General features: G+C 65.3%; 17 protein-coding genes. 4 read left to right on the top strand and 13 right to left on the bottom strand.

What is annotated here, in order from left to right:
* Positions 1-212: 212 nt before the first annotated feature.
* Both BCCGELA001_RS24960 and BCCGELA001_RS24965 read right to left on the bottom strand, forming a co-directional pair.
* Complete coding sequence (locus BCCGELA001_RS24960) at positions 213-2492, bottom strand: DUF1522 domain-containing protein (RefSeq protein WP_060736558.1); 2280 nt, start codon at positions 2490-2492, stop codon at positions 213-215.
* Between the two features lie 358 nt (positions 2493-2850).
* Positions 2851-5130 (bottom strand): DUF1522 domain-containing protein, encoded by a 2280-nt coding sequence (locus tag BCCGELA001_RS24965; RefSeq protein ID WP_060736559.1) that lies wholly within the window; start codon positions 5128-5130, stop codon positions 2851-2853.
* A 320-nt stretch (positions 5131-5450) separates the two neighbouring features.
* Between BCCGELA001_RS24965 and flbT the strand changes: the two genes are divergently transcribed.
* The gene (flbT, locus tag BCCGELA001_RS24970; protein WP_008554813.1) at positions 5451-5873 is read left to right on the top strand and encodes a flagellar biosynthesis repressor FlbT; all 423 of its coding nucleotides are present in this window, start codon (positions 5451-5453) and stop codon (positions 5871-5873) included.
* Positions 5874-5966: 93 nt separating this feature from the next.
* Here the strand turns inward: flbT and BCCGELA001_RS24975 are convergent, their stop codons facing one another.
* From BCCGELA001_RS24975 to BCCGELA001_RS25015, 9 genes are all read right to left on the bottom strand, one after another.
* Positions 5967-7466 carry a pyridoxal phosphate-dependent decarboxylase family protein gene (locus BCCGELA001_RS24975; protein WP_008554815.1) on the bottom strand — a complete coding sequence of 500 codons (1500 nt, stop codon included), beginning with the start codon at positions 7464-7466 and terminating at the stop codon, positions 5967-5969.
* Positions 7463-8698: an ATP-grasp domain-containing protein gene (locus BCCGELA001_RS24980; RefSeq protein ID WP_060736560.1), complete on the bottom strand. Its 1236-nt coding sequence runs from the start codon at positions 8696-8698 to the stop codon at positions 7463-7465. The genes BCCGELA001_RS24975 and BCCGELA001_RS24980 overlap by 4 nt, the downstream gene beginning before the upstream one ends.
* A gap of 1 nt (position 8699) precedes the next feature.
* On the bottom strand, positions 8700-10349 hold the full coding sequence (locus BCCGELA001_RS24985; RefSeq protein ID WP_060736561.1) for a hypothetical protein: 1650 nt from the start codon (positions 10347-10349) through the stop codon (positions 8700-8702).
* Entirely contained in the window at positions 10339-11124 is a 786-nt protein-coding gene (locus BCCGELA001_RS24990; RefSeq protein ID WP_008554829.1) for a hypothetical protein, read from the bottom strand. The genes BCCGELA001_RS24985 and BCCGELA001_RS24990 overlap by 11 nt, the downstream gene beginning before the upstream one ends.
* Before the next feature lie 71 nt (positions 11125-11195).
* The gene (locus BCCGELA001_RS24995) at positions 11196-13079 is read right to left on the bottom strand and encodes a hypothetical protein (RefSeq protein WP_008554831.1); all 1884 of its coding nucleotides are present in this window, start codon (positions 13077-13079) and stop codon (positions 11196-11198) included.
* A gap of 21 nt (positions 13080-13100) precedes the next feature.
* Entirely contained in the window at positions 13101-14984 is a 1884-nt protein-coding gene (gene flgK / locus BCCGELA001_RS25000; protein ID WP_060736562.1) for a flagellar hook-associated protein FlgK, read from the bottom strand.
* A 34-nt stretch (positions 14985-15018) separates the two neighbouring features.
* Positions 15019-17271, bottom strand: a complete 2253-nt coding sequence (locus BCCGELA001_RS25005) for a flagellar hook-basal body complex protein (protein WP_060736563.1) — start codon at positions 17269-17271, stop codon at positions 15019-15021.
* Between the two features lie 268 nt (positions 17272-17539).
* The gene (gene msrB, locus BCCGELA001_RS25010) at positions 17540-18052 is read right to left on the bottom strand and encodes a peptide-methionine (R)-S-oxide reductase MsrB (RefSeq protein ID WP_008568846.1); all 513 of its coding nucleotides are present in this window, start codon (positions 18050-18052) and stop codon (positions 17540-17542) included.
* Between the two features lie 87 nt (positions 18053-18139).
* Complete coding sequence (locus BCCGELA001_RS25015) at positions 18140-19630, bottom strand: NAD(P)/FAD-dependent oxidoreductase (protein WP_236840748.1); 1491 nt, start codon at positions 19628-19630, stop codon at positions 18140-18142.
* 189 nt (positions 19631-19819) lie between these two features.
* Between BCCGELA001_RS25015 and BCCGELA001_RS25020 the strand changes: the two genes are divergently transcribed.
* Positions 19820-20356 carry a SixA phosphatase family protein gene (locus BCCGELA001_RS25020; RefSeq protein ID WP_060736564.1) on the top strand — a complete coding sequence of 179 codons (537 nt, stop codon included), beginning with the start codon at positions 19820-19822 and terminating at the stop codon, positions 20354-20356.
* A 56-nt stretch (positions 20357-20412) separates the two neighbouring features.
* Positions 20413-20838: a universal stress protein gene (locus BCCGELA001_RS25025; RefSeq protein ID WP_008554848.1), complete on the top strand. Its 426-nt coding sequence runs from the start codon at positions 20413-20415 to the stop codon at positions 20836-20838.
* A gap of 1058 nt (positions 20839-21896) precedes the next feature.
* On the opposite strand, the gene BCCGELA001_RS25030 is transcribed toward BCCGELA001_RS25025, so the two are convergent.
* The gene (locus BCCGELA001_RS25030) at positions 21897-22133 is read right to left on the bottom strand and encodes a DUF1127 domain-containing protein (RefSeq protein ID WP_060736565.1); all 237 of its coding nucleotides are present in this window, start codon (positions 22131-22133) and stop codon (positions 21897-21899) included.
* Between the two features lie 185 nt (positions 22134-22318).
* On the opposite strand from BCCGELA001_RS25030, the gene BCCGELA001_RS25035 reads away from it, so the two are divergent.
* A complete protein-coding gene (locus BCCGELA001_RS25035; RefSeq protein WP_060736566.1) occupies positions 22319-23662 on the top strand; it encodes an aminotransferase-like domain-containing protein in 1344 nt (447 codons plus the stop codon).
* A gap of 7 nt (positions 23663-23669) precedes the next feature.
* On the opposite strand, the gene BCCGELA001_RS25040 is transcribed toward BCCGELA001_RS25035, so the two are convergent.
* A complete protein-coding gene (locus tag BCCGELA001_RS25040) occupies positions 23670-24257 on the bottom strand; it encodes a hypothetical protein (RefSeq protein WP_060737818.1) in 588 nt (195 codons plus the stop codon).
* Between the last annotated feature and the right edge of the window lie 38 nt (positions 24258-24295).

The raw sequence follows: 24295 nt of genomic DNA on the forward strand, positions 1-24295 counted from the left end.
GCCGGTTCACCATAAGCGTCTGAAAGCGATTGCGGGATGAGACAATCGTCCTGAAATGATTGGCGTTTTTTGCCGCTTACGCTCCATTAACCATAACCGCTGGTTACTTTTTCGCCCGTCGCCTGCTCTCTCGAAACCTCGCCGGCAGACGAAAAAAAGCGGCGGGGCCGAAGCCCCGCCGCCGTGATCGTTCTTGCGATGCCGTCCGGTTGTTAGCGGAGCAGCTGGAGCACGCTCTGCTGCGACTGGTTGGCCAGCGACAGCGCGGAGACCGCGATCGACTGGCGGGTCGACAGCGCCTGGCTGTTGGCCGCCTCGACGTTGGTGTCGGCCAAGGTCAGGTTGGACGAGCCGGTCTGCAGCACGTTGATCAGGTTCTTGTTGAAGTCCTGACGAACCTGCACGATCGTCAGGTTCGAGCCGAGGCTCGAGGCCTGCGAGCGCAGCGTGCTCGACGCGGCGTTCAGGTTGGTCAGCACCTTGTTGGTGGCAGCGTTGTCGATGAAGTCGACACCGCTGGTCAGCGAGGCGAGGCCCAGACCCTTGGAGTTGTAGGTCACGCCCGTAATGCTGAGGCTCGACTTTGCAGTCTCGTCGAACACCAGCTTGAGCTGGTCGCCGTTCAAGAGGTTGACACCGTTGAACGAGGAGTCTTGGGCAGTCGAGTCGATCTGCTGGAGGATGTTGTTGAACTGATTGACCAGGTTGGCACGCGAGGTCTGGGCAACCGTATCCTGGACGGGGGTGGAAGCCGTCGAGAAGGTCAGCGACGAGGTCAGCGTGCCGCCGATCGCACCACCTGCGGCGTTCGATCCGATGGTCGAGGACGCGTAGTCGTTGGTGGTCGAGATCGTCAGCAGGCCGTTGGCGTCGATCGTTGCAGACAGGTTGTTGGCCTGCAGCTTGGTGTTGAGCTGATCGAGCGTCTTGACCGTGCCGTTGGTGCCGTCGCCGAAGGTGACGTTGACCGCCGTACCTGCGTTGAAGGAGGTGAACGTCAAGGTCTTACCCGTGAGGCCGCCGACACCGGAGGTGCGGGCCGCGGTGAAGGCGGTCGCCGTTCCGGTGTTGCCGGCAAGGCCAAGCGCATTCAGCGCATTGCCGGTGCCGGTGACCGACAGGTCGGCGTTGACGCCGGTGGACAGCTTGAGCTGGCCGGAGGCGTTGATCGACGAGTTGGTCTGGCCGGTTGCGGTCGCAAGCGTCGCAGCGCCGTTGGCGCCGATCGTCGCGGTCTGCACGCCGGTAGCAAGATCGATTGCCTTCAAGACGTCGTTGACCGTGCCGCCCTGCAGATAGACCGTCGAGTTGCCGGCACCGTCGGTGAGGACGTTACCGCTGGCACCAAAGCCGCTCGGAACGCTCGGCGCACCGGTCGAGCCCGGGATCGGCGCGTTCTTGAAGGTGATGACTTTACCGTTGACGTTCAGCGTCGAACCGTCCGTGATCGTCGCACCCAGCGAGGCCGAGCTGGTGGTCCGGTTGACGTTGACCGTGGCGTTGCCGCCGCCGACCGATGAGCTCACACCGAGAGCCTTGAGCAGGTCGGCCTTGCCGGTGACGCTCAGATCCGCACCCGTCGAGCTCCTCAGCGTGACGGCACCGCCGCCAACGCTCGAAGCAGTCTGGTTGTTGCTCGTGGCGAGCGTCGCAGCGCCGGAGGTGATCGAGACCGTCTTGACGCCGCTGGCCAGATCAATCGCGCTCAACAGGTCGTTGACAGTTGCAGCCGGAGTGCCGGCGGTGCCGAGATAGACCGTGGAATTGCCGTTGCCGTCGGTGACGAGATTGCCGCTGACGCCCGAGCCGGTCGGGACGGCGGTCGCCGCCGGAGCGGTACCGCTGCGGAAGGTGATGGTCTTGCCGTTCACGGTCAGCGTGTCGCCGTCGGCGGGCTGGGCATTGGTACCGAGGCCGGTTGCAGTCGTGCCGTTGGTGGCGATCAGGGTGATGGTGCCAGTCAGGGCGGTGGTACCGTCGCCGGCCGTCACCGCGGTGCCAGCGAAGGCGCCGATGGTGGCGCCGAGCGTGGTGGTGCCGCTCGCCGCGGTGGTGCCGCCGGCCGCGCCGCTGAACAGCACATTGCTGCTCGCCGTCGCGCTGGCGAAGCTCGTCGTGCCTCGCAGATCGGCAGCTGTCGCACCTGCGATCGTGGTCGAGACGTTCGACTTGGTGGAGTAACCGACGGTGGTCTGCAGCGCCTGGTTGGCGATCGACTTGGCGCTGTCGATCAGCTTCTGCAGCGAGGTGATGCCGGTGTTGGCAGCCTGCAGCACCTGCACGCCGTTGGCGATACCATCGAGCAGGTTGTTGATGTCGCTGGCGCGGTTGTCGAGCGACTGTGCGGTGAAGAAGTTGGTGGGATTGTCGAGGGCCGAGTTGACGCTCTTGCCGGTCGACAGACGGCTCTGCGTGGTGGCGAGGAGGTCAGCGGTGGACTGGAGAGAGAGCAGGTTCTGACGAACCGATGCAGAGAGAACAATACCGGACATTGAGTGTTACCCTTCTGGTACGCAACGCAAACAAACTTCGATTAGGATTAATCGATGTCGGGGACGGTGAACGTTGAGGGCTAACAAAGCGTGAAGCGTGTCGCACCAGTCCTTGCCGGGATTCACCATATCCGTATTCGGAGACGCGACGCGTTCGCTGATATCGTCATGATCGGATGATGCTTTTTGGCGCCATCGCGAGACGTTTGCGACTTGTCAACCATAACTCAGAGTGAGCAATCGGCTGCATCCGGACGCACGGTCTCCGCTGGACACGCCGCACTCTGATGCCGGCGCAAAAGAAAACGGCGGGACCGAAGCCCCGCCGCCATGATCGTCTTGCGATGTCGTCCGCTTGTTAGCGGAGCAGCTGCAGCACGCTCTGCTGCGACTGGTTGGCCAGCGACAGCGCCGAGACCGCGATCGACTGGCGGGTCGACAGCGCCTGGCTGTTGGCCGCTTCGACGTTGGTGTCGGCCAGGGTCAGGTTGGCCGAGCCGGTCTGCAGCACGTTGATCAGGCTCTTGTTGAAGTCCTGACGGACCTGCACCACCGAGAGGTTCGAACCGAGGCTCGAGGCCTGCGAGCGCAGCGTGCTCGACGCGGCGTTCAGGTTGGTCAGCACCTTGTTGGTGGCAGCGTTGTCGATGAAGTCGACACCGCTGGTCAGCGAGGCGAGGCCCAGACCCTTGGAGTTGTAGGTCACGCCCGTGATGCTGAGGTTCGACTTGCCGGTCTCGTCGAACACCAGCTTGAGCTGGTCGCCGTTCAAGAGGTTGACACCGTTGAACGAGGAGTCCTGCGCGGTCGTGTCGATCTGGTTCAGGATATTGTTGAACTGATTGACCAGGTTGGCACGCGAGGTCTGGGCAACCGTATCCTGGACGGGGGTGGAAGCCGTCGAGAAGGTCAGCGACGAGGTCAGCGTGCCGCCGATCGCACCACCTGCGGCGCTCGATCCGATGGTCGAGGACGCGTAGTCGTTGGTGGTCGAGATCGTCAGCAGGCCGTTGGCGTCGATCGTCGCAGACAGGTTGTTGGCCTGCAGCTTGGTGTTGAGCTGATCAAGCGTCTTGACCGTGCCGTTGGTGCCGTCGCCGAAGGTGACGTTGACCGCCGTGCCGCCGTTGAAGGAGGAGAAGGTCAAGGTCTTGCCGCTGATACCGCCGATGCCAGAGGTGCGGGCCGCGGTGAAGGCGGTCGCAGTACCGGTGTTGCCGGCGAGGCCAAGCGCATTCAGCGCATTGCCGGTGCCGGTGACCGACAGGTCGGCGTTGACACCGGTGGACAGCTTGAGCTGGCCCGAGGCGTTGATCGACGAATTGGTCTGGCCGGAGGCCGTCGCAAGCGTCGCAGCGCCGTTGGCACCGATGGTGGCGGTCTGCACGCCGGTGGCAAGGTCGATCGCCTTCAAGACGTCGTTGACCGTGCCGCCCTGCAGATAGACCGTCGAGTTGCCGGCACCGTCGGTGAGGATGTTGCCGCTCGCACCAAAGCCGGTCGGAACACTCGGCGCACCGGTCGAGCCCGGGATCGGCGCGTTCTTGAAGGTGATGACTTTGCCGTTGACGTTCAGCGTCGAACCGTCCGTGATCGTCGCACCCAGCGAGGCCGAGGTCGTGGTCCGGTTGACGGACACTGTGGCGTTGCCGCCACCCACCGATGAGCTCAGGCCGAGAGCCTTGAGCAGGTCGGCCTTGCCGGTGACGCTCAGATCCGCACCCGTCGAGCTCCTCAGCGTGACGGCACCGCCGCCAACGCTCGAAGCGGTCTGGTTGTTGCTCGTGGCAAGCGTCGCAGCGCCGGAGGTGATCGAGACCGTCTTGACGCCGCTGGCCAGATCAATCGCGCTCAACAGGTCGTTGACGGTCGCAGCCGGGGTACCGGCGGTGCCGAGATAGACCGTGGTGTTGCCGTTGCCGTCGGTGACGAGGTTGCCGCTGACGCCCGAACCGGACGGAACGGCGGTCGCCGCCGGAGCGGTACCGCTGCGGAAGGTGATGGTCTTGCCGTTCACGGTCAGCGTATCGCCGTCGGCGGGCTGAGCGTTGCTCGCCAAACCGGTTGCGGTGGTGCCGTTGGTGGCGATCAGGGTGATGGTGCCGGTCAGGGCGGTGGTGCCGTCACCGGCCGTTGCCGCGGTGCCCGCGAAGGCGCCGATGGTAGCACCGAGCGTGGTGGTACCGGTCGCCGCCGTCGTGCCGCCGGCCGCGCCGCTGAACAGCACGTTGCTGCTCGCCGTCGCGCTGGCGTAGGAGGTCGTGCCGCGCAGGTCAGCGGCCGTCGCACCGGAGATGGTGGCGGAGACGTTGGACTTGGTGGAGTAACCGACGGTGGTCTGCAGCGCCTGGTTGGCGATCGACTTGGCGCTGTCGATCAGCTTCTGCAGCGAGGTGATGCCGGTGTTGGCAGCCTGCAGCACCTGCACGCCGTTGGCGATACCATCGAGCAGGTTGTTGATGTCGCTGGCGCGGTTGTCGAGCGACTGGGCCGTGAAGAAGTTGGTGGGATTGTCGAGGGCCGAGTTGACGCTCTTGCCGGTCGACAGACGGTTCTGCGTGGTGGCGAGGAGGTCAGCGGTGGACTGGAGAGAGAGCAGGTTCTGGCGAACCGATGCGGAGAGAACGATACCGGACATAACTCTGTTACCTTTCTGGTAAACGACGCTACTGTTACACGTCTGCTTGGATTGTGACTGATCCAGCGACCGGCGGACCGTGGCGCCGAGACCTCTAACGAAACATGAAATGAAACCCGGGCTTTCGCCGCTCCACGCGTGATTCGGCCCGGCAGGCGGTGCTCATCGCTGCGTCGCCACGCAAACGAACCTTTGAAATTGCTGAGCTTTTCCGTGCGAATAGCCCGAATTTACAGCTCGTTAACTAGTTGCGAGCGAGAATCACGTCCTGATAGGCCGCAACGAACGCTCGGTTACGAAAGCGTTGATGGAGAACAGGCATGGCCCTCAAGGTCGAACTCAGACCGCACGAACGCATCATCGTCGGTAACTGCGTGATAACCAACACCGACCAGCGCGCCCGCCTCCTGATCGACGGCGACAACGTGCCGATCCTGCGCGAGCGCGACATCCTCACGCCAGAGACCGCAGACACGCCCGCCAAGCTGGTCTATCTTGCGGTCCAGCTCATGTATATCTCGCCGGATCCGCAGACGCAGCACGGCACCTATTTCAACCTGGTGCGCGACATCGTCACCGCTGTACCGAGCGCCTGGCCGATCATCGAAGCCATCAACAACAACATCCTCAACGGCGACCTCTACCGGGCGCTGAAGGATGCCCGCAAGCTGATCGTATATGAGGAAAAGTTGCGGGATCAGTTCGAGGCCACGCATCCCAAGGCGGAAAGCACGGCGGCCTGACCACACGCGATCGAAACGCATACGCAGTCCACGCAAACGACAACGGCCCCGGATCATCTCCGGGGCCGCTGTCGTATCAGGCCTGCACCGATGCTACTGGGCGGCGAGCGGCGGCGCCTCGACCTCGACCACTCCGTCCCCGCTCCGGCGTGCGCCGAACTCCAGCACGGCCGCAACCACCGCATCGATGTCGGTCTCGTCGGTGCGGTGATTGACGATCGCAGCGCGGATCGCGAACTTGCCGCCCAGCGTCGTGCTCGACGGAGCCGCGACGCCGGCCTCCTGGATGTCGGCGACGATCTCGCGATTGACCGCGTCATCGGCGCGGTAGCGGAAGCAGACGATGTTGAGATTGACCGGCGCCAGCAATTCCAGCCGCGGCTCGGCCAGAACACGCGTCTCCAGATATTTCGCGAGCGCGCAGCTTCGTGCGATCACCGAACCGAGCCGTTCGGTGCCGAACGTCTTCAGCGTGAACCAGGTCTTCAGCGCACGGAAGCCGCGCGACAGATCCGGGCCGAGATCGCAGGGCCAGACTGCGCCGGCCGCAAGTCCCCTCGCCTCGCGACGCAGATAGGCCGCGGGCTGCGCAAAAGCCTGCCGATGCTGCTCGCCGTCGCGCACCAGCAGGAAGCCCGAATCGTAGGGTACCTGTCCCCATTTGTGGAAATCGAGCGCGATGGAATCCGCAAGCTCGATGCCGCCGAGCAGCGGCGCGAGCTCGGCTGACAGGACGGCGAGCGCACCGAACGCGCCGTCGACGTGAAACCAGATCTCCTCCTCGCGGCACAGCTCGGCGACCGCCTTGAGATCGTCGATCGCGCCGACATCGACCGTGCCGGCAGACGCGACCACCAGGAACGGCTTGAAGCCTATCTCGCGATCAACGGCGATCTGCGCGCGCAGCGCGGCAACGTCGATGCGATGATCGGCATCGACACCGATCTTGCGCAACGCGTCCGTGCCGAGCCCGGCAATGTCCACCGCCCGCGAGATGCAGCCATGTGCGGCATGCGACGTATAGGCGGTGAGCAATGCGCCGTCATTGCCGAGGCCATGCTGCCGTGCCAGCGTGCCGAGCGCGTTCGTACGCGCCACCAGCACCGCCATCAGATTGGCCATCGACGTGCCCGTGACGAAAATGCCGCTTGCCCCGTCCGGAAAGTCGAACAGGCGGCGCATCCACGCGACGATCTGGCGTTCGACCTCGATCGGCATGTGGTCGCGTCCGCCGAGATTGGCGTTGAGGCCGGCTGCGAGCATCTCCGCGAGCATGCCTACGGCCGTACCGCCGCCATGCACCCAGCCCATGAAGCCGGGATGGACGTTGCCCGTCGCGTAAGGCGCGACATGTTCGGTGAACTCGCGATAGACGTCGGCGAGATCGCTCGCCTCGCGCGGCAAATCGGCCTTGAGTGCTGCGCGAACCTCGTCGGGGATCGGCTGCCATACTGGGCGCGCCCGAACATTCGCGATGCCGTCGATCGCCTCGTCCAGCATGCGATGGGCCAGCGCGCGAAACTCGCTCCAATCCTGCGGATCGAGCGAGTCATGGGAGACGGCACTTTGCGGGGTGCGGATGATCTCGTTCATGCTGCGCTTCCCTCGCCCGCTCGCGCATGTCGCGACAGCATCTCCGTGAACGCCGCAAATATCTTGCGCATCTGCGGCGGCTTGTAGGGAAACACCGCCGGCGAATCCATGTTGTGCACGACGGCGGTGTTGTCGGCCTCGAACACCAGGAGCTCGCCGTTCCGGTTCTCGGCGCAGTCGACGATGAAATAATCGAGACCGACGCGCTTGCTCATCTCGTCGAGCGCGCTCTCGTGGCGCGCTGCGAAGGCGTGGTCGAAGTCGCGCATGAAGACGGCTTCCTCGGCCCGCTTCTCCTCGCTGAACGCCATATAGGCGTTGAGATACCAGATGTCCCAGCGATCGGCGATCGCCATGTGGCACGCGTAAGGCCTGCCGTCGACCATGGCGAGGCGATATTTGCGATAGAGCCCGTCGGGGCTGACATAGTCGACGAAGCGCGCGACGAAGAAGTCCTGCTCTTTCCGCACGGCGAGATAGGCTTCGAGCGCAGCCGCGTCGTCGAGCTTGGCGAGCCCGACGCCGGCATGCGAGCCGCGCGGTCGCGCGATCATGGGAAAGTGCAATTCGCTGGCGATGGCCTCGCAGGCGATCCGTCCCGATGCGAGGTTGGACAATTGCGCGCGGGTGGCGTGGACAGTTGCGGGAATGTCGAGGCCGGGCACGTCCGCCAGCAGCCGATACAGCTTGTCCCGATCGAGGTTGACGATCAGATCGGGGCGATTGAGCAGCGGTCGGGGCCAGCGTGGCGCGGCCTCTTCGATCAGCGCGAGCGCGTCCCGGCATTCCTCGGAATCGGACGCCACCACGATGGCGACGTCGTGCTCGGGCAAGTCCTCGGGAAGACCGACGCCCTTGACCACGTAGAGCGTCAACAATTCGATGTCGGAGCCTTCGAGCAGGAAATCGATCGGCGTGTTGCCGCCCATGTCGATGTCGGCTGCAAGCGCGAGCAGGCGCAAGCCAGGCTTCGGATCGGCGCTGGGCGTGCGGAACAATTGATGGAAGGTCAGCACCTCCGACTGGATCGCAAGCCCCGCCTCCTTGTCGCCGAGGAGCTGGACGATCAGCGACAGATCCAGCCCCTCCCCCGCCTGCGCCGTCCCCTCCGTGATCCGGGCGAGGAGTTGATCGCGCAACGGCTGCAAGTCGACGCCTTCAAAGGCTTGGCGCGTCAGCTGCGCAAAGCCGATGCGGTCGGCGTAGTTAGCCGCGGAAACTGGCTGCTGCATCTCACACCTCGAACGCCGACTTTACCTGCACGGGCGCGGCGGCGCCACGACCAACCAACAGCTCGATCTTGACCAGCACGTGCGCGACGCGATCGAGAATGTGCTGCACATTGCGTTGCGCCTGCGCCGTGTCCGGCGACCAGGCTTCGGTCACGAGCCGTGCGCCGATGCAAAGGCGCAACAGGGACAGCGGCGCCTCATCCTGCCGTTCCAGCCGGACCGGTTGGCCGATCAGGCAGTGCTGCGCAGCGACCTCCCGGTCGGCCGTGCTGCCGCCGATCTCCTCACTCATGTCGCGCGCCAGCGCCTGATGAACGGCAGCTGTTTCGGCGATCGAGACCGGCTTGCCGTCGCGCAGCAGCAGAAATGGGAAGATCGTACGTTGCGCGAACTCCTCGTCGTCCGCATCGACCTGTCCGTATCCAGACGGAACGAGGCGCAGCGATGGCGACAGCGCGATCATGCTGTCGATGCCGGCGGCGAGCTCGTTCAGCACCTTGGTGCGAAACGCAACCGGCACCGCATGGTAGCTGGCGATCTCGGACAGCGCCGCCTCCCAGCGCAACCATTGGCCGAAATTCGCCCGGCGCTCGAAGCGCGAACGCAACGCCGTCCAGGCCAACGGCCAGTCGCAACGGCCGGCATAATCGAAAAAGCCCGGCGCGATCGCCTCGACCCGGTCGAGGAGGCGCGAAAAGCCCTTCGGCACCAGCAGCGCGCCGCAGAAGGCCGGTCCGCCGAAGAATTTCGAGCCGGTGATCAGGACCAGGTAACCGCGGTCGAGATAAGAGCGCAGCCGCCGACGCCCGAGCCGGGCCTGGCAGGCGTCGACGACGATCTGAACTTTGCGCGGCCAGCGGCGCGCGATTTCGTCGAGGCAGGCCGCGCTCGGTGCGCGCCAGCCGAGTTTCGAAGCATCCATGATCTGGAGCAGCACCGGCGCGCCCTGCGCGATCGTGGCCTCGACCGCGCGCAACACCGCAGCATCGGCGTCGGCGCGCATCGCAATTTCGTCTCCCGCCTCGCGCAACGGCAGCGCGATGCTGACGCCGGCGAGCCCCGCAACCGGACCGTCCTTGCGGACGGCGAGGCCACTCGCCGTCATGCAGCTGAAATGATGTCCGCGCGCGGTATGGATCGTCCCGCTTCCGGTCTGATCGGACCCGACCACGATCGTCACCGGCGGCGCGCCGAGCACCGCGCGCGCCACGAACAAAGCATGGAGCTGGGAATCCGTGCCGGACGGAGAGAACACGACATCGACGCGCGGCGGGAGCTGGAACTGGCTGCGCAGCTCCTCGCGCATATCCTCGCAGCGCGCATCGAAGGCGAGCTCGACCTCGTCGAACAGGCACTTGTGCACCAGCTCTTCGCGCGCCAGCGCGGCGCGGTCATAGGCCGCTTGCGAGATCGTCGAGGCGGTCGAGGAAGCGAAATTCCAGATGTCCGGCTCGGGCGAGGCGGCGCAGCCACAGGCGTTGGCGCGATTGCCGGCGTCGAGCATGAGCCGCGGATCTCCGCCGGAGACGAGCAGCGTGTCGAGCGGCGTGAAGAGATCGCGCAGGCGGTAACGCGAACCGCCATCAGATGCGCGTTCCGGGTCCGACAGACGGGATGGGCCGGCGCTCATCCCGAAAGGCTCACGCCGCATCGGCCGCCGCCGCTGCGGGCACGGCTGCGAATTGTGAGGCGATGTCGCCGTGGAATACCGACGGTCCCACGTGATCAAGCGAGCTCTGGATATCGGCCCAGATCTCGCCGCCGATGTCTGTCCAGCGCTTGCAGAAGGCGAAGTCCTCGGACAGATAGGTGCCGGTCGCCGGGTCGATCATGCATTCGAACAGCGCGAACCGGTTCGGGCTCGCCGCCAGCGTATCGTGCGAATGCTCGCGGAAGAACTGCAACGCCGCGTAATCCGGGTGGCGGCACATCGCTTCCAGCACGTGGCGCCGGATCATCAGGAAGCCCGTGCCCGCATAACGGACGCGGGTAAAGCCGTTGACGACCACGATGCGGTCGGGATCCTCGATCTCCAGCACGTAGTCGAGCGAGGCCGCCGGCACGTCGGTACGGCCTGACTGGATCGCGCGCGCGGCCTTGTCCCAGTTGACCCGCTTGATCGGATAGCAGCCGGCGACGACGTCGGCGCCGCATTCGATCAGCCGGAACACCTGCTCCGGCTTGAAGCCGATGTCGGCGTCGATGAACAGGAAATGCGTCGCCTTGGGATCGTCCAGGAACATCGCGGCCAAATTGGCCCGCGCCCGGGTGATCAGCGCATCGCCGTCGCGCAACAGCACCTTGAGCTCGAGATTGGACATGCCGTGCACGGCGCGCTGGAGCGCGAAGATCGAGCTCGCATAGATGCTCGACACCTGCCCGCCGAAGCATGGTGTTGCCACCACCAATTGCATCCTGTCCGACATCGGCAGCTCCGCCCCGCTCCAATCCTCACCAAGAGGTAAAGAAGCATGGTTAACGGCGTCTTAACGCGGCCTTACAGGAACTTGACGAGCGAGAGCTGCGCCAGGTTCGAGGTCACCTGGTAGGAGGCCTGGAGCGCGTTCTGGAGCGCCAGGATCTCGCTCGCGACCTGGTCCGGCGAGGCCGATTCCGCCTGGTCGATGATGGACTGGAGCTGCGCCTTGGCCTGGGTCTGGCGCGTGGTCGCATCCTTCATCGTGTTCTGGGCCATGGCGATGTCGGTCTGGATGTCCTCGATGCGCTGCTGACCGGGCTGCTGGGTCAGCGCCTGGGTCGTGCGCAGGCTCAGCGCGGCCACCTGCCCGCCCGAATACTGGCCGGTCGGCGACGTCGAGAAGGTCCCGAACACCGCGATCGCCTGCAATTGCCGGCGGATCGCATCCTCATTCGCCTGGGCGCCGTACTGCACCGTGACGGCATCGTCGACCCGCGCCATCGCGGTCGAGCGCGGCGAGCCCGGCCCGTCATTGCCCAGATACCATTCCACCGTATTGGCCGAGCCGTTGACCAGCGTGGTCGCCGAGCTCGCCGGCGAGGAGCCGACGCGCAGCGGCGGCTGCGTGGCGGTCACCGGCGTCGCGCTGAAGCCGAGCGAGCCCAGCGCGCCCGTATTCGAGCTCGTGATGTTGAGGCTCGCCGCATCGTCGGTGTTAACAGTGATCGAGCCACCATGGACCGTCGAGGGCTTCGACGTCCCCGTGATCGCGTCGATCTTGCTCATCAGCGTCTGGATGCTGTCGGTGACGTTGAGCTGGTTGCCGGTCGCCCCCGAGGCGACGAAGGTCAGCGTGGTGCCGTTGACGGTGATGGTGTCGCCGGCGACGAACCCGGGCGAGATCGAATCCGAGGGGCTCGCGCCGGACAGCGCGGTCGCGCCGCTGATCGGTGCAGGCGGCGCCGCCTGGTTGTTGACCGGCGTGCCGATCGCCGAGCTCGTCGTGTTGAAGAAATTGTCGCCGGCGGTGACGGCGGATGCCGCCACCAGCGAGGTGTTGGCGAGCTTCTGGATCGCGGTGTTCAGCGCCGTGTTGAGGTTCGCGGCGGTATTGTTCGGATTGACCGGCGTGCTCGCATCGATCGCGAAGCTGCCGAGCGGCGTCGGGGTCGCCGTCGAGGCGGTCAGGTCGATCTGCTCGACCGTGCCGTCCGGCAGCGTGAACTGAACGCTCAGCTTGTCGCCGTTGTTCGGGTTGACACCGTTGAGGTCGACCGAGAACGACACCGGCGAGCCGCTCGGGCCGGTGACGGTCGCACCCGTCAGCGTCGAGGACACCGCCTTGAGCTTCAGCCCGAACGGTGATCCCGCGACGTCTTCCGACACCTGCACCGAGCTCGGCGTCGGCTGCGTCTGCACCAGGCGGCCCATGCCGTTGGCCCCTAAGTCGGCGGCCTGACGCTCGGCCATCACGGTCTTGAACCCCGCCTGCGTCGTGGTGCCGTTGATGATGTCGCCGGCATCGGCGACCGACTGCGTGTTGACGGCCGTTCCGGAGAACAGATAGCGGCTGCCGGTCTGCGTGTTGAGGACGCCGATCATCGAGCCGAACTGGGCCGCGGCGGTGTTCTGCGCGATGGTCTGGCCGTTGACGTTGAGATCCTGCGCGGTGGAGGCCGAACCGGTCTGCACCGTGCTGCGGATCTTCGTCAGCGACTGCAGCGCCGTGTTGGCGAGGTTGATGCTGACGTTGACGTTGGTGATCGTGTCGGTATAGGCGGCGATGTTGGAGAGCTGCGCGCGCCCAGCGATCGCAAAGCCCTCGTTGGTGCCCATGCCGGCATAGTTCTGCGACAGCTTGCCGGTCGAAAGCTGCGTCGACAGGTCGGTCAGCTGCTGATTGATGTTGCGGATCTGCGAGCCGAGAACCGACGAGGAGTAGTTGATGCTGCTGATCGACATGTTTCAGAGCCCTGTTACTTGTTACCCTTGAGCCTGGAGCAACGTGTTCATCATGCTCTGCACCACCGACATCACGTGGGCGTTGGCGGCATAGGCATTCTGAAGCTGGATCAGGTTCGACATCTCCGAGTCCAGATTGACGCTGGAGGTCGAGTCGAACTTGGCCTGAAGCGTCGAGACCACGACGCTCTGTCCTTGCTGGAGCTGGGTCGCCTGGGTCGCGGCATTGGCCTGCACGCTCAGGAATTGCTGAAGGAAATTCGAGACGCTGCCTGTGAAGGGCTGGTTCGCCGAGCCGAGGCCGCTCTGCGGCGAATAGGAGAACACCGCATTGGTGAGCTGCGAATAGAGATAATCCGAACGCGTGGTGTCGCCCGAAGGCGTCACCGGCGAGGTGTTGTAGACCGACATCCGGGTCGGATCGGAGACCAGCTGCGTGTTCACGGCGATGCGTCCGGCAAGGCCGGTCATCTGCGAGCCCGACGCGGTGATCGCGCCGGTATAGAGCGCCTGCCCGCCGTCCGTGAACACCGCCAGTTGCGGGTTGCCCGAGGTCAGCGACGACATCGTCTTGGTGGTCGTCGCCGAACTGACCTTGGCAAGGCCGGTGTTGTCGTCGGTCACCCGCAGCGTCGTAGCCGTCGCCGGCGACGGCGCGGCGGCGAACGACAGATGGCTGCCTGACAGCGCGGTATTGAGCGCGGAGGCGATCGCGCCCATGCCGCCGGCGAAGTCGACGCCGATCCGCATCGGGTTGGCATTGGTCGCGTTCTGGAGCGGCAGCGCCGCCGGATCGGTCACGTTGACGAGCGTGATCTGGCGCTGCGTGTTGGTGGTCGTGTCCGTGTAGGTGATGTTGACCGTGTTGCCCGGCAGCGCACCGGCCAGCTCGAGATCGAACCCGGCCGGGGGACCCGAGACCGTGCTGCCGGCCGTAGTCTTGTCGGACAGCGCGCTCGACATCGTCGCCGCGAGCTGGTCGATCTGGTTCTGCGCCTGTACCAGGATGTCGTCGCGCAGCTTCAGGTCGGCCGCGATCTGGCCGGACGACACCACATTGTTGGCGACGACGTCGACCTGCGAGCCGTTCGGCAGCTTGATGTTGAACGCGCCGACGCCGGACTTGGCTGGATCGATGTTGTAGAGCGAGGTCGCCGACAGCGCGCCGGCGGACGCAAAGGAGAATTCCGAGGCGAGCCCGGCGCCGACCAGCTGAATGCCGGTCGTGGTGTAGATGTTGGCTTGGTTCGAATTGTCGGTGGTAACGCGGACGTCGACATATTTCGACAGCGTGTTGATGGCCTGGTCGCGCTGGTCCATCAGCGTGGCCGCCGAGGGATCGTTGGCTCCCAGCCCCTGCAGCCTGGTGTTGATGTCGGCGATCTGCTTCATCGCCGCATTGGCGGCTTGCGCCGAATTGCCGAGATCCTGCTCGACGTTGGAGCGCAGCGACTGGATACCCGTGGTGGTGACGTTGAGCTGCCGTGCCAGCGCCTGCGCCGCGCCGAGCGCGACGGTCTGTGCCGACGACGCGCCCGAGCTGGTCGACAGCGCCTGGAGCGCGGTGGTGAATTTGTTCAGCGCGTCTTCGAGCGTGCCGGAATTGCCGGGCGTGCCGTAGACATTCTGAAGTTGCTTCAGAATGTTGGCCATCTGGTCGGCGTAGCCGCTGCCGCCGACCTCGGTGCGCAGCTGATTCAGCACATAGGTGTCGAGCTGCCGGCTGACGCCGGTGGTCATCGCCGTCGAGCCGAACTCGCCGGTGGTGACCTCGATCTGGTTCGGCGTCTGGACGACGTAACCCGGCGTCTGCGAATTCGCGACGTTCGAGGAGACGATCGAGAGCGCGGCCTGGTTGGCACGCAGGCCGCTCATCGCGCTGGCGAGGGCTGAACTCAAACCCATGTTACTTGCCGCCTTTGGTTACGTCACGCGCCGATCAGCGCAACACGTTCAAGAGGTCCTGCACCATCGAATTCGCGGTCGTGATCACCTTGGTGTTGGCCGAATAGGCCTGCTGGGTCACGATCAGCTTGGTGAATTCGTCGGCGATGTCGGTGTTGGATCCCTCCAGGGACGAGCCGCTGATGGTGCCCGAGGCGCCGTCGATGGCGTCACCCGACTGCTCGGTCGCGGCATAGGCGCCGCCGTCCATTGCCTTGAGATAGTTGGTGCCGTTGAAGTGCGACAGCTGCACCTGGGCGAGGTTGAGGTTCTGGCCGTTGGAGAAGGTGCCGACCACGACGCCGTTGTTGTTGACGGCGACCGAGCGGAGCTGGCCGGCGGCATAGCCGTTCTGGGTGATGGTGTTGATCGTCACCGCGCCGCTGGTGCTGGCATATTGCGTCAGTCCGCCCGAGGAGATGTTGAAGGCGACCGACCCGAGCGACTGGCCGCTGACGCTGACGTTGTTGATGGTGATGCCCGAGCCACTGGGCGAGGTCAGCGAGCCGTCCGCGGCGAAGGTGAAGGTCTGACCGGTGTTGACCCAGCCGACGGTGGTGCCGGTCGCATTCGGGTCGGTCTGGTAGAACAGGTTCCAGCTGTCCGAATGACCCGCTCCCAGCGAGGCACTGTCGGTCTTGGCCCAGCGCAGCTGCAGGTTCACCGGCGTACCAGCGGCATTGTAGGCAGTCACCGCGCCGCCGCTGATCGATTCCTTGGTGAAGGTGGCGATGTCGTTGCCGATCACGCCGCCGGTGCCGGCCGTGCCGCCGCCGTCGCGATTCCTGGTGATGGTCGAGGTGAAGCCGAGCGCCGAAAAAGCAGCGCTGTTGGAGCTGGACACCGACAGGTTGGAGACGGTGCCGGTGTTCAGCGTGATCACGCCGCCGCTGCTGACCGACGAACCCGAGGCGCCCGAGAGCGCGTCGATCTTGCCGAGCAGGGTCGTGACGTTGTCGGTGACGTTGATCTGGTTCGCGCCCGAAGCGCCCGAGGCCATGAAGGTCAGCGTCTGGCCGTTGACGGTGATGGTGTCGCCGGCAGAGAAGCCTGACGTGAGCACCTGGGCGCCACCGGCGGTCGCGCTGCCGCTCAGCACCGTCGCGCCGGAGATCGCGGGCGAGGACAGCACGTTGCCGCCGCGCGTCACGCTGCTGATGCCGAGCGCGGTGGCGGCCGTGCCACTGCCGACCGCGACGTCGGTGCCGGTGCCGCTCGCGATCTGGATATTGCCGCTGGGGGAAAGCGATGCGGTGACGCCGGCGCCGCCAGCGGTCTGGATGGCGTTCAGAATGCTGGCAACCGTGGCCGTCGTGCCCGCACCGAGACCGATCGTGGTGTTGTTACCGACCGTCGACACCGTGGTGCTGCCGTCGAACGTGATGGTGTTGCCGTTGATGGTCAGCGTCTGGCCGCTCAGGGCGGTGAGGATGCTGGAGGCGAGATGCGTGCCGGCGGCATTGTCGAGGGACGTGGTCGTCGAGGCCACAGCCGAGGAATTGTTCTGGAGCGCAACCGTACCCGTGGCCGTCGTCGAGGAATAGGCCGAGCGGATGTTGCCGGTGGCGGCAGCACCCGAGACCGTTGCGTTCGCATAGGGCGCAGGCGGCGTGCCGACCGGCAGCGGGTTGGCGCTGAAATCTGACGGGTTGAGACCGCCGGCCGCGAGCAGCGTGCCGGTCGATGCGGTGGTTTTTGCCACCGTGTTCGGCTGCGTCGGCAGGTTCGCAGCGTATTGGATCGAGGTGGTCGCCTGCGCCGGAATGAAGTTATTCTGGAATTGCAGGACGTTCGCCACGCTGCCGGTCGGGTTGCCGGTCTTCGGATCGACCGTGACGCCCATCAGGTAATAGCCGGCGCCGTTGACCAGATTGCCGTTGGCATTGAGCTGGAAGTCGCCGCGCCTCGTGTAGTAGGTGACGCCGGTGAACACCGGAACGTTGTCGACGACGCCGCTCGCCTTCTGGATCGAGAAGAAGCCGTCGCCGGTGATCGCCATGTTGGTGGCGACCGTGGAGCCCGAAATCGTGCCCTGGGTGGTGATGGTGGCCTTGGCGTTCGCCGTCACGCCGCCGGCGACCTGCTTGCTCGGAACCGAGGAGTCCGGAATGAGGTCGACGAAGCTGGTACCGATGCCCTTGTAACCGGTGGTGGATGAGTTCGCGATGTTGCCGGAAATGTTCTGCAGCGCGTAGGACTGCGCCTGCAGACCACCCACCGAGGTGTTCATTGCATCGAAGATACCCATAACTTTGTCTCCAAATCCGATCTCGGCGGCACCCGAACCGTGGCCGCAATCGGCAGAGACAGTCGCAAGGGCCATGCCAATGCGGGTATATTCAGGAAATCAATGGCTTAATGAAAAAGCCCCGGCCTGATGACCGGGGCACAATTGCCGGGACCGGCAACAATTGCCGGGAGTAATTGTCATTCCGGGGCGGTCCGCAGGACCGAACTCTGGTGCGCGACCGCGCACCGTAGTTCGATGCTGACGCGCTGGAATGACGGTCCAAAACCTACGTCGCCGATGCCGCCGCCGGATGGAACACCAGCCCGAAACCGTCGATGCAGTAGCGCAATCCGGTCGGCTTCGGGCCGTCGTCGAAGACGTGGCCGAGATGGCCGCCGCAGCGCCGGCAATGCACCTCGGTGCGGACCATGCCGTAGGCACGGTCCTCGGTCTTGCCGACATTGCCCTCGATCGGCGCATAGAAGCTCGGCCAGCCGGTGCCGCTCTCGAACTTGGTCTCGGACGCAAACAGCGGCAGGTCGCAGCCGGCGCAGGCGAAGATGCCCTTGCGCTTCTCCTTGAGCAGCGGACTGGAGCCGGGCCGCTCGGTGCCGTGGTTGCGCAGGATCTCATATTGCTGCGGCGTGAGCTGGGCCCGCCATTCGGCCTCCGTCTTCACGATCTCGAATTTTTGCGCGGCCTTCTCGCCCGCCTCGGCCGGGGATGCCCTCAACCAGCGGAAGGCCGAAAGGCCGAGCAGGCCGGCGGCAGTCGATAGCAGGATGCGGCGGTCAAACATCTCATTCTCCCTGCGTGGGGGGTCCACGCCTTGAGATACGTGCTTCCGGCGGCCGAAGTTACACGTCCAAGCGAATTTTTCGCAGAGTTATTGCGGGACGCCTTCGTCGTGCGGGGCCGGTTCCGAGCCATGTTCTGGTCCCCGGGGGCCATGTTCTGGTCCCCTCGCCGCAGCTCTCGGCGGCGGAGCCGGCCGCGGCCGGACGGGCGGCATCGGACGACGCGGCCCGGTGCCGGCCGCGCGGTTGGCCTCGGCGAGACGCTTTTCGCGTTCCCTGTCCTTGACCCTGGCACGCTCGCGGTAGCGGGCAAGCGAGCCGGCGGCAGCGGAACTCGCCCTGCCCCAGATCCCGACCAACTGGCCGGCAACGCGCCCGGTGGCACCGCCCGCCCAGACCAGCTCGAACGGCGAGAACAGCTTCCAGCGTTCGTCGCCCCGCAGGATGCTGCGGGCGATCATCTGTCCGGCCATGGCGGACGTGTTCATGCCCTGACGGCCGAACCCGCTCGCCACCCACAGGCCTTTGCGCAATTGGCCGATCTGCGGCATGCCGTGCACGGTCTGGCCGGTGGCGCCGCCGAACGTCTCGGTGATCTCGACATTGCCGAGCTCGGGAAAGATCGTGCGGATCCGCCGCTTGACGGCGCCGCCGAAACGCTGCGGCCGCGCCGCCCAGGTCGTCTCCGGGCTCTCCCACATCAGCCGGTCGCCGTCGACGACACGGAAATGGTCGACGCCGTCGGAATCCATCACCGATCCCTTGAAGGCGATGATCTCGTGCAGGCGCTCGCCCAGCGGCGCGGTGATGCCGGCATAGCGCCAGACCGGCAGCAGCGTCTCCGACAAGCGCTTCAAGGGCGCACCGAGATGGATGTTGCCGGCGAGCACGATATGGGTCGCACGCAGCCGCGCCGAGGGCGTGACGATTCGCTTGCGGATGCCGGAATGATCGATACTGACCACCGGCGTATCCTCGAAGATGCGGGCCCCCGCCCGCTGCGCCAAAGCCGCAAGGCCATGCACATATTTGCGGCCGTCGATTTGGAACGCCTTGGGGTAGTAGACGCCGTGGAAATAGCGATCGGTCTTGAGCGTCTCGCGGACGCGATCGACCTGCCAGCCCTCGGCTTCGGTGTCGAAATCCTCGTTCAACATCTGCAACCGGCTGATCAGCCGGTCGCCCGCATCGACATTGGAGACTTCGAGCACGCCCTCGCGAAGGCCGATCCCCGGCATGTTCTCTTCCGTGGCGTTGGCGCGGACGAGCTCGGCGCCCTCCTTGGACAGCCTCCACAATTCGCGCGCGTCTTCAAAGCCGATGCGCTCGATCAGGTCCGTGAGCGGCAGCGCGAAGCCCGGCATCACGGTACCGAGCTGGTTGCCGGAGGCGTTCCAGCCGATATGGCGGCCCTCGAGCACCGCGACGCTGGCCCCAAGCCGGGCGGCCTCCAGCGCGATGGAGAGGCCGGCGAGCCCTGCCCCGATCACACAAATGTCGGCATCGAGATCGAACGACAGCCGCGCGCGCTCGCGAAAGCCGGCTTCTTCCTGGGACACGCTTGTGAAAGTCTCGCTCATGTCGTTTCTTAGAGCATGATCCGGATAAGCGTGCAGCGGTTTTCCGATAGGATCATGCTCGAACTAACAACCTGAACCGCGGCGATGATTCGCACTCATCTCAGCGCGTCATGCCGACCGGGCCCCTGTCACCTTGTCCTCAACAGGCGCCTGTAGATTATCCTGGACGTGGAACGATTCGAGAATGCCATGCGCCGTTTGATGCTGCTGCGTCACGCCAAGACCGAGACTGACGCGCCAAGCGGCCGTGACCAGGACCGCCGGCTCGACGACCGCGGCCACAAGGACGCGGCGCGGATGGGCGACTGGATCGCCTCCCATCCACCCTTCCCCGAGACCGTGCTGGTGTCGCATGCCGTGCGAGCCCGGCAGACCTGGGACGTCGCCTGGGAAGCAATGAAGGACCGCGTCGCCGCGCCGCAGGTCGAGATCCTGCCGGAACTCTACGGCGCCGATCCCGCGCAAATCCTGGACTCCATTCGCACCGCAACCGCCCCGGCGGACCCGAAGCAGTTGCTGCTGATCGCCCACAATCCCGGCATGCACGAGATCGCGCTCATGCTGATGGGTGGCGGCGATCCGGCCGGGGCCAAGGCGCTCAGCGACAACCTGCCCACAGCGGGGCTTGCGATCTTCGACTTTGACGTCAAGGATTGGGGTGACGTGGCCTACCGCCGCGGCAAACTGGTGCTGTTCATCAGCCCCAAGCTGCTTCGATCGGGATGAGACGCGCGGGCGACGTCTCGACCGGTTGATCCAGCCTGGTTCATAGGGAGGCGCAGATGTTCAAGTCCATCCTCGTGCCCATCGACCTCGCCGATACCGATCTCGCCAAGCCGGCGATCGCGACCGCGGCGACGTTGTCGCAGACCTGGAGCGGCGCCGTGCGCCTGCTCAACGTGCTGCCGATGACGCCGGTGATGCTGGCCGAATACGTGCCGGCCGATTTCGACGAGCAGCAGCGCCAGACCTCGGAGGAAGCGCTCGCCATCGTCGCGCGCGAATCCGGCATCGAGGCATCCCGCATCTCCAGCGTGGTGCGCCAGGGCGGCATTTATCACGAGATCCTGGAGGAAGCGGTGCACATGAAGGCCGACCTGATCGTGATGACCTCGCACCGGCCGGCGATGCGTACGTATTTCCTCGGCTCCAATGCCGGACACGTCGTGCGCTATGCGAAGTGTTCGGTGCTGGTGGTCAGGCATTGAGGGCTCGTCATAGCCCGGTCTCGTAGGGTGGGTTAGCCGTGCGGACTGCGCGAAGCGCTGACCGCTCGGCGTAACCCACCGCTTTAGTCTCCTCGGCAAAAATGGTGCGTTATGCCTGCGGCTAACCCACCCTACTCTGCTATCACTTGCGTTGCCTGGCGGGCAAAACAACCAAGCAATCGGTCAAGCCGCTTCGCCAAAAATATTCCACTTTACCGAAATTCGGAAACGGCGTATGTCTCGCCGCAACCCGGCCCAACGAAGAGGGGCGTATCGCGATCGTCACGAACGCGGGCCGGGCGGCGGTGGACGTGGGTCCACACCGGCGCGAAAAGCTTCGCAGGGCGGGCAACCGTGAGCGAACGCGTCGCGTCAACGACGGGTGCGGTTCGCGTACGGTAAAATCGTGTCGTCCTGGCGCCCGGGGTCTGTGCGCCAAGTCTTGCGGTGATGTGGCGGCCCAACCGGGCGCGCGCATCAGCCATCTGCAAGGCGACGGGGGCAATAGTGCATCGCTCCCCGGGGAGAACACGACATAAGCCGTAAACCCACTGCGCAGGGAAGGCCGTGTGTTTGGCTTCACCTGTATGCCGCTGTGCACCTTTGTAAAGCACACGCTTTCGCACAGTGGACCGTGGGTGCCCGGCCGGCACCCGGTCTTCCCTGCGCCCTTCTCAATCGAGGGTGAGGCATCGACGCAAAGCTCGGGCGAGATCAGCCGCGAGGCTGCGAAGGTGCGTCTACAATCAAGATGCGAACGATGAAGCGACCATGTCGCCCCATTCTCGGTCATTGCGAGGAGCCCTTGCGACGAAGCAATCCAGACTGTTTCCGCGGAAGCAGTCTGGATTGCTTCGCTCCACTCGCAATGACGGCGGAGGTTTCCGTGCGCCAAACTCCACGCTCGTGCCCCGGACGCTGCGCAGCACGAAGTGCTGCGCAGCAGAGCCGGGGCCCATGTATCAGCGAGTGCCTGACCTTCTGGGTCACGGCTCTGCGCAGCAACGCTCCGCGTCGCAGCGCGTCCGGGACACGGAAGGACGAGCGTCGCACGTGTCTTACAGATACCGCGACAGCTCGGTCTTGAACTGCCCGTACACCGCGTCCTCGATCTGGCTGCGGTTGATCCCGATGTCGCGCAGGGCGCGGTCGTCGAGCTCGTTCAGGGTCTTGACGGCCGAGCGGCGCTCCAGGCGGTCGAACAGCGCATGCAGGGAGTTGGCGAGCGTTGCAAAAAATCCGCTCGACGGGGTTGGGCGTAAGCTCCGCCCGGCAGTTTGCGAGATCGTGGTCATTTTTCTTCTCCGGCCTGTCGGTCCGCGCGGCGAAGCCAATGCCGTTGGCGCGGACGCATTCAGCGCCTGCACCTCATTTGCCGTCGGATTGCTCTCGCTCACCTCGGCTCAATCGCGGACCTTGATGGAACTTAAATGCTCCAGTACACTTCTCGGAGCAAGTAAAACATTGCTCTCGGTGCAATATGTCCAAGTTCGAGTACGTGAAGCTCGCCGATGCCATTGCAGTCGATATCGCTAACGGCACGTTAAGGCCCGGCGACCGGCTGCCGCCGCAGCGCAATTTTGCCTATGACCGAGGCATCGCGGTCTCGACCGCCAGCCGGGTTTACACCGAGCTGCTCCGCCGCGGCCTCGTGGTCGGCGAGGTCGGCCGCGGCACCTTCATCTCCGGTGACGTCAGGCGCGAAGTCGAGACCTTGAGCGAACCCGCCGAGTCGCGCATCAATTTCGAGGTCAATTATCCGCTGTTGCCGCAGCAATGGGCGATGATCGCCAAGAGCCTTGCGGGGCTCGAACGCGTCGACGCGCTCGAATCTGCGCTGCGCGTCTCGACCAGCACCGGCACCAGGAGCGCGCGCAACGCGGCCGCCGCCTATCTCGCACGCAAGGATTTTACGCCGCAGGCCGAGCAGATCGTCTTCACCGCCAACGGCAAGCAGTCGCTCGCCGCAGCCCTCGCCGCGCTCGTGCCCACCGGCGGCCGCTGCGGCGTCGAGGCGCTGACCTATCCTTACGTCAAGAGCATCGCCGCGCGGCTGGGCGTGACGCTGGTGCCGATTCCGATGGACGAATTCGGCGCGCGCCCCGACGCGATCCAGAAGGCGCATCGCGAGGCGCATCTGTCGGCGTTGTATCTGCAGCCCATCATCCAGAACCCGCTCGGCGTCACCATGAACGCGACGCGGCGCGCCGACATCATGCGCGTCGCCGAGAAGCTCGATCTCACCATCATCGAGGATGCCGTCTACGGCTTCCTCGCCGACGACACGCCGCTGGCGGCGCTCGGGCCGAACCGCTGCATCGTGATCGACAGCCTGTCCAAGAAGGTCGCGCCCGGTCTCGCGCTCGGCATCCTCGTTGCGCCGCCGCACCTGCGCGAGAGCGTGATGAGCGCGGTCCGCACCGGCGGCTGGATCGCCTCCGGTCATGCGCTGGCATCCGGCCAGCGGCTGATGGCGGACGGCACCGTCGCCGAGCTGGTGCGACTGAAGCGCATCGACGCCGCACGTCGCCAGCAGACCGCGGCGAGGCTGCTCGCCGGCTACCAGCTCGCCGCCGATCCGCGCTCCTATCATTTGTGGCTGACGCTGCCGCCGCATTGGCGCTCGCAGACCTTCGTCGCGGCGGCTGCAAGACGCGGCATCGCGCTGACGCCGTCCTCGACCTTCGCCATCGCCCATGGCCACGCGCCAAATGCTGTGCGCCTCGCACTCGCCCCGCCCTCGCCCGAGCAGCTCGATTCCGGCCTGCGCACGATCGTGTCGCTGCTCGGCACCAAGGAAGAGGATTTCGATTCGACGGAGTAGTGCGCTGCTACGGCAACAAGGACCGTGGCAATTGACCGAAGCTGTAGCTGCGCGGCTGGTTGCGCAGGACCAGGCCGCCGACCTGCCACGCGAACAGCGCGGCAAAGCCGAGGATGAACAGGGCGCCCGCGAACTCGCCGACCATCAGCGCGCGGATCAACAGCCCCGTCATCGCCACCGTCAGCACCGCCAGGAAGGCCAGCACCGCCGCATAGGTCGTGCGGCCGAGGCCCGCGGTCAGCGTCGCCCGGCTGCCCGCCTGCGCCATCCGCTGGTGCAGCGCGACGATGAACTGGCGGAAGCCGTTGTCCTGCGGCGCCATCAGCGCCGCGGTCTGCCAGCTCGTCGACAGGATCGCGATGCGGCCGCCGCCGGCGTGGCTGACGTCGGCGCGAAAGCGGTGCTGCTGCATCGATGTTGGGCGGAACGAGAGCCGGATCCCGGAGATTTCGTCGTAGCGCCACAGGCCCGAGCGCCCGGCGGCGTGCCAGGACAACCCCTCTTCCGTCAGTTCAAAGCGGTGCGCCGAGCCGATCAGCGAGGCCTTGTAGGCGTACCTCGTGACTGGCGCGGCCTCAGCATCCGAAACCTGCATCTCGACAATCAAACCCCCGTTCGCGATCCGCTTGCGCG

It is taken from the genome of Bradyrhizobium sp. CCGE-LA001 (assembly GCF_000296215.2).
Taxonomy (GTDB): Bacteria; Pseudomonadota; Alphaproteobacteria; order Rhizobiales; family Xanthobacteraceae; genus Bradyrhizobium.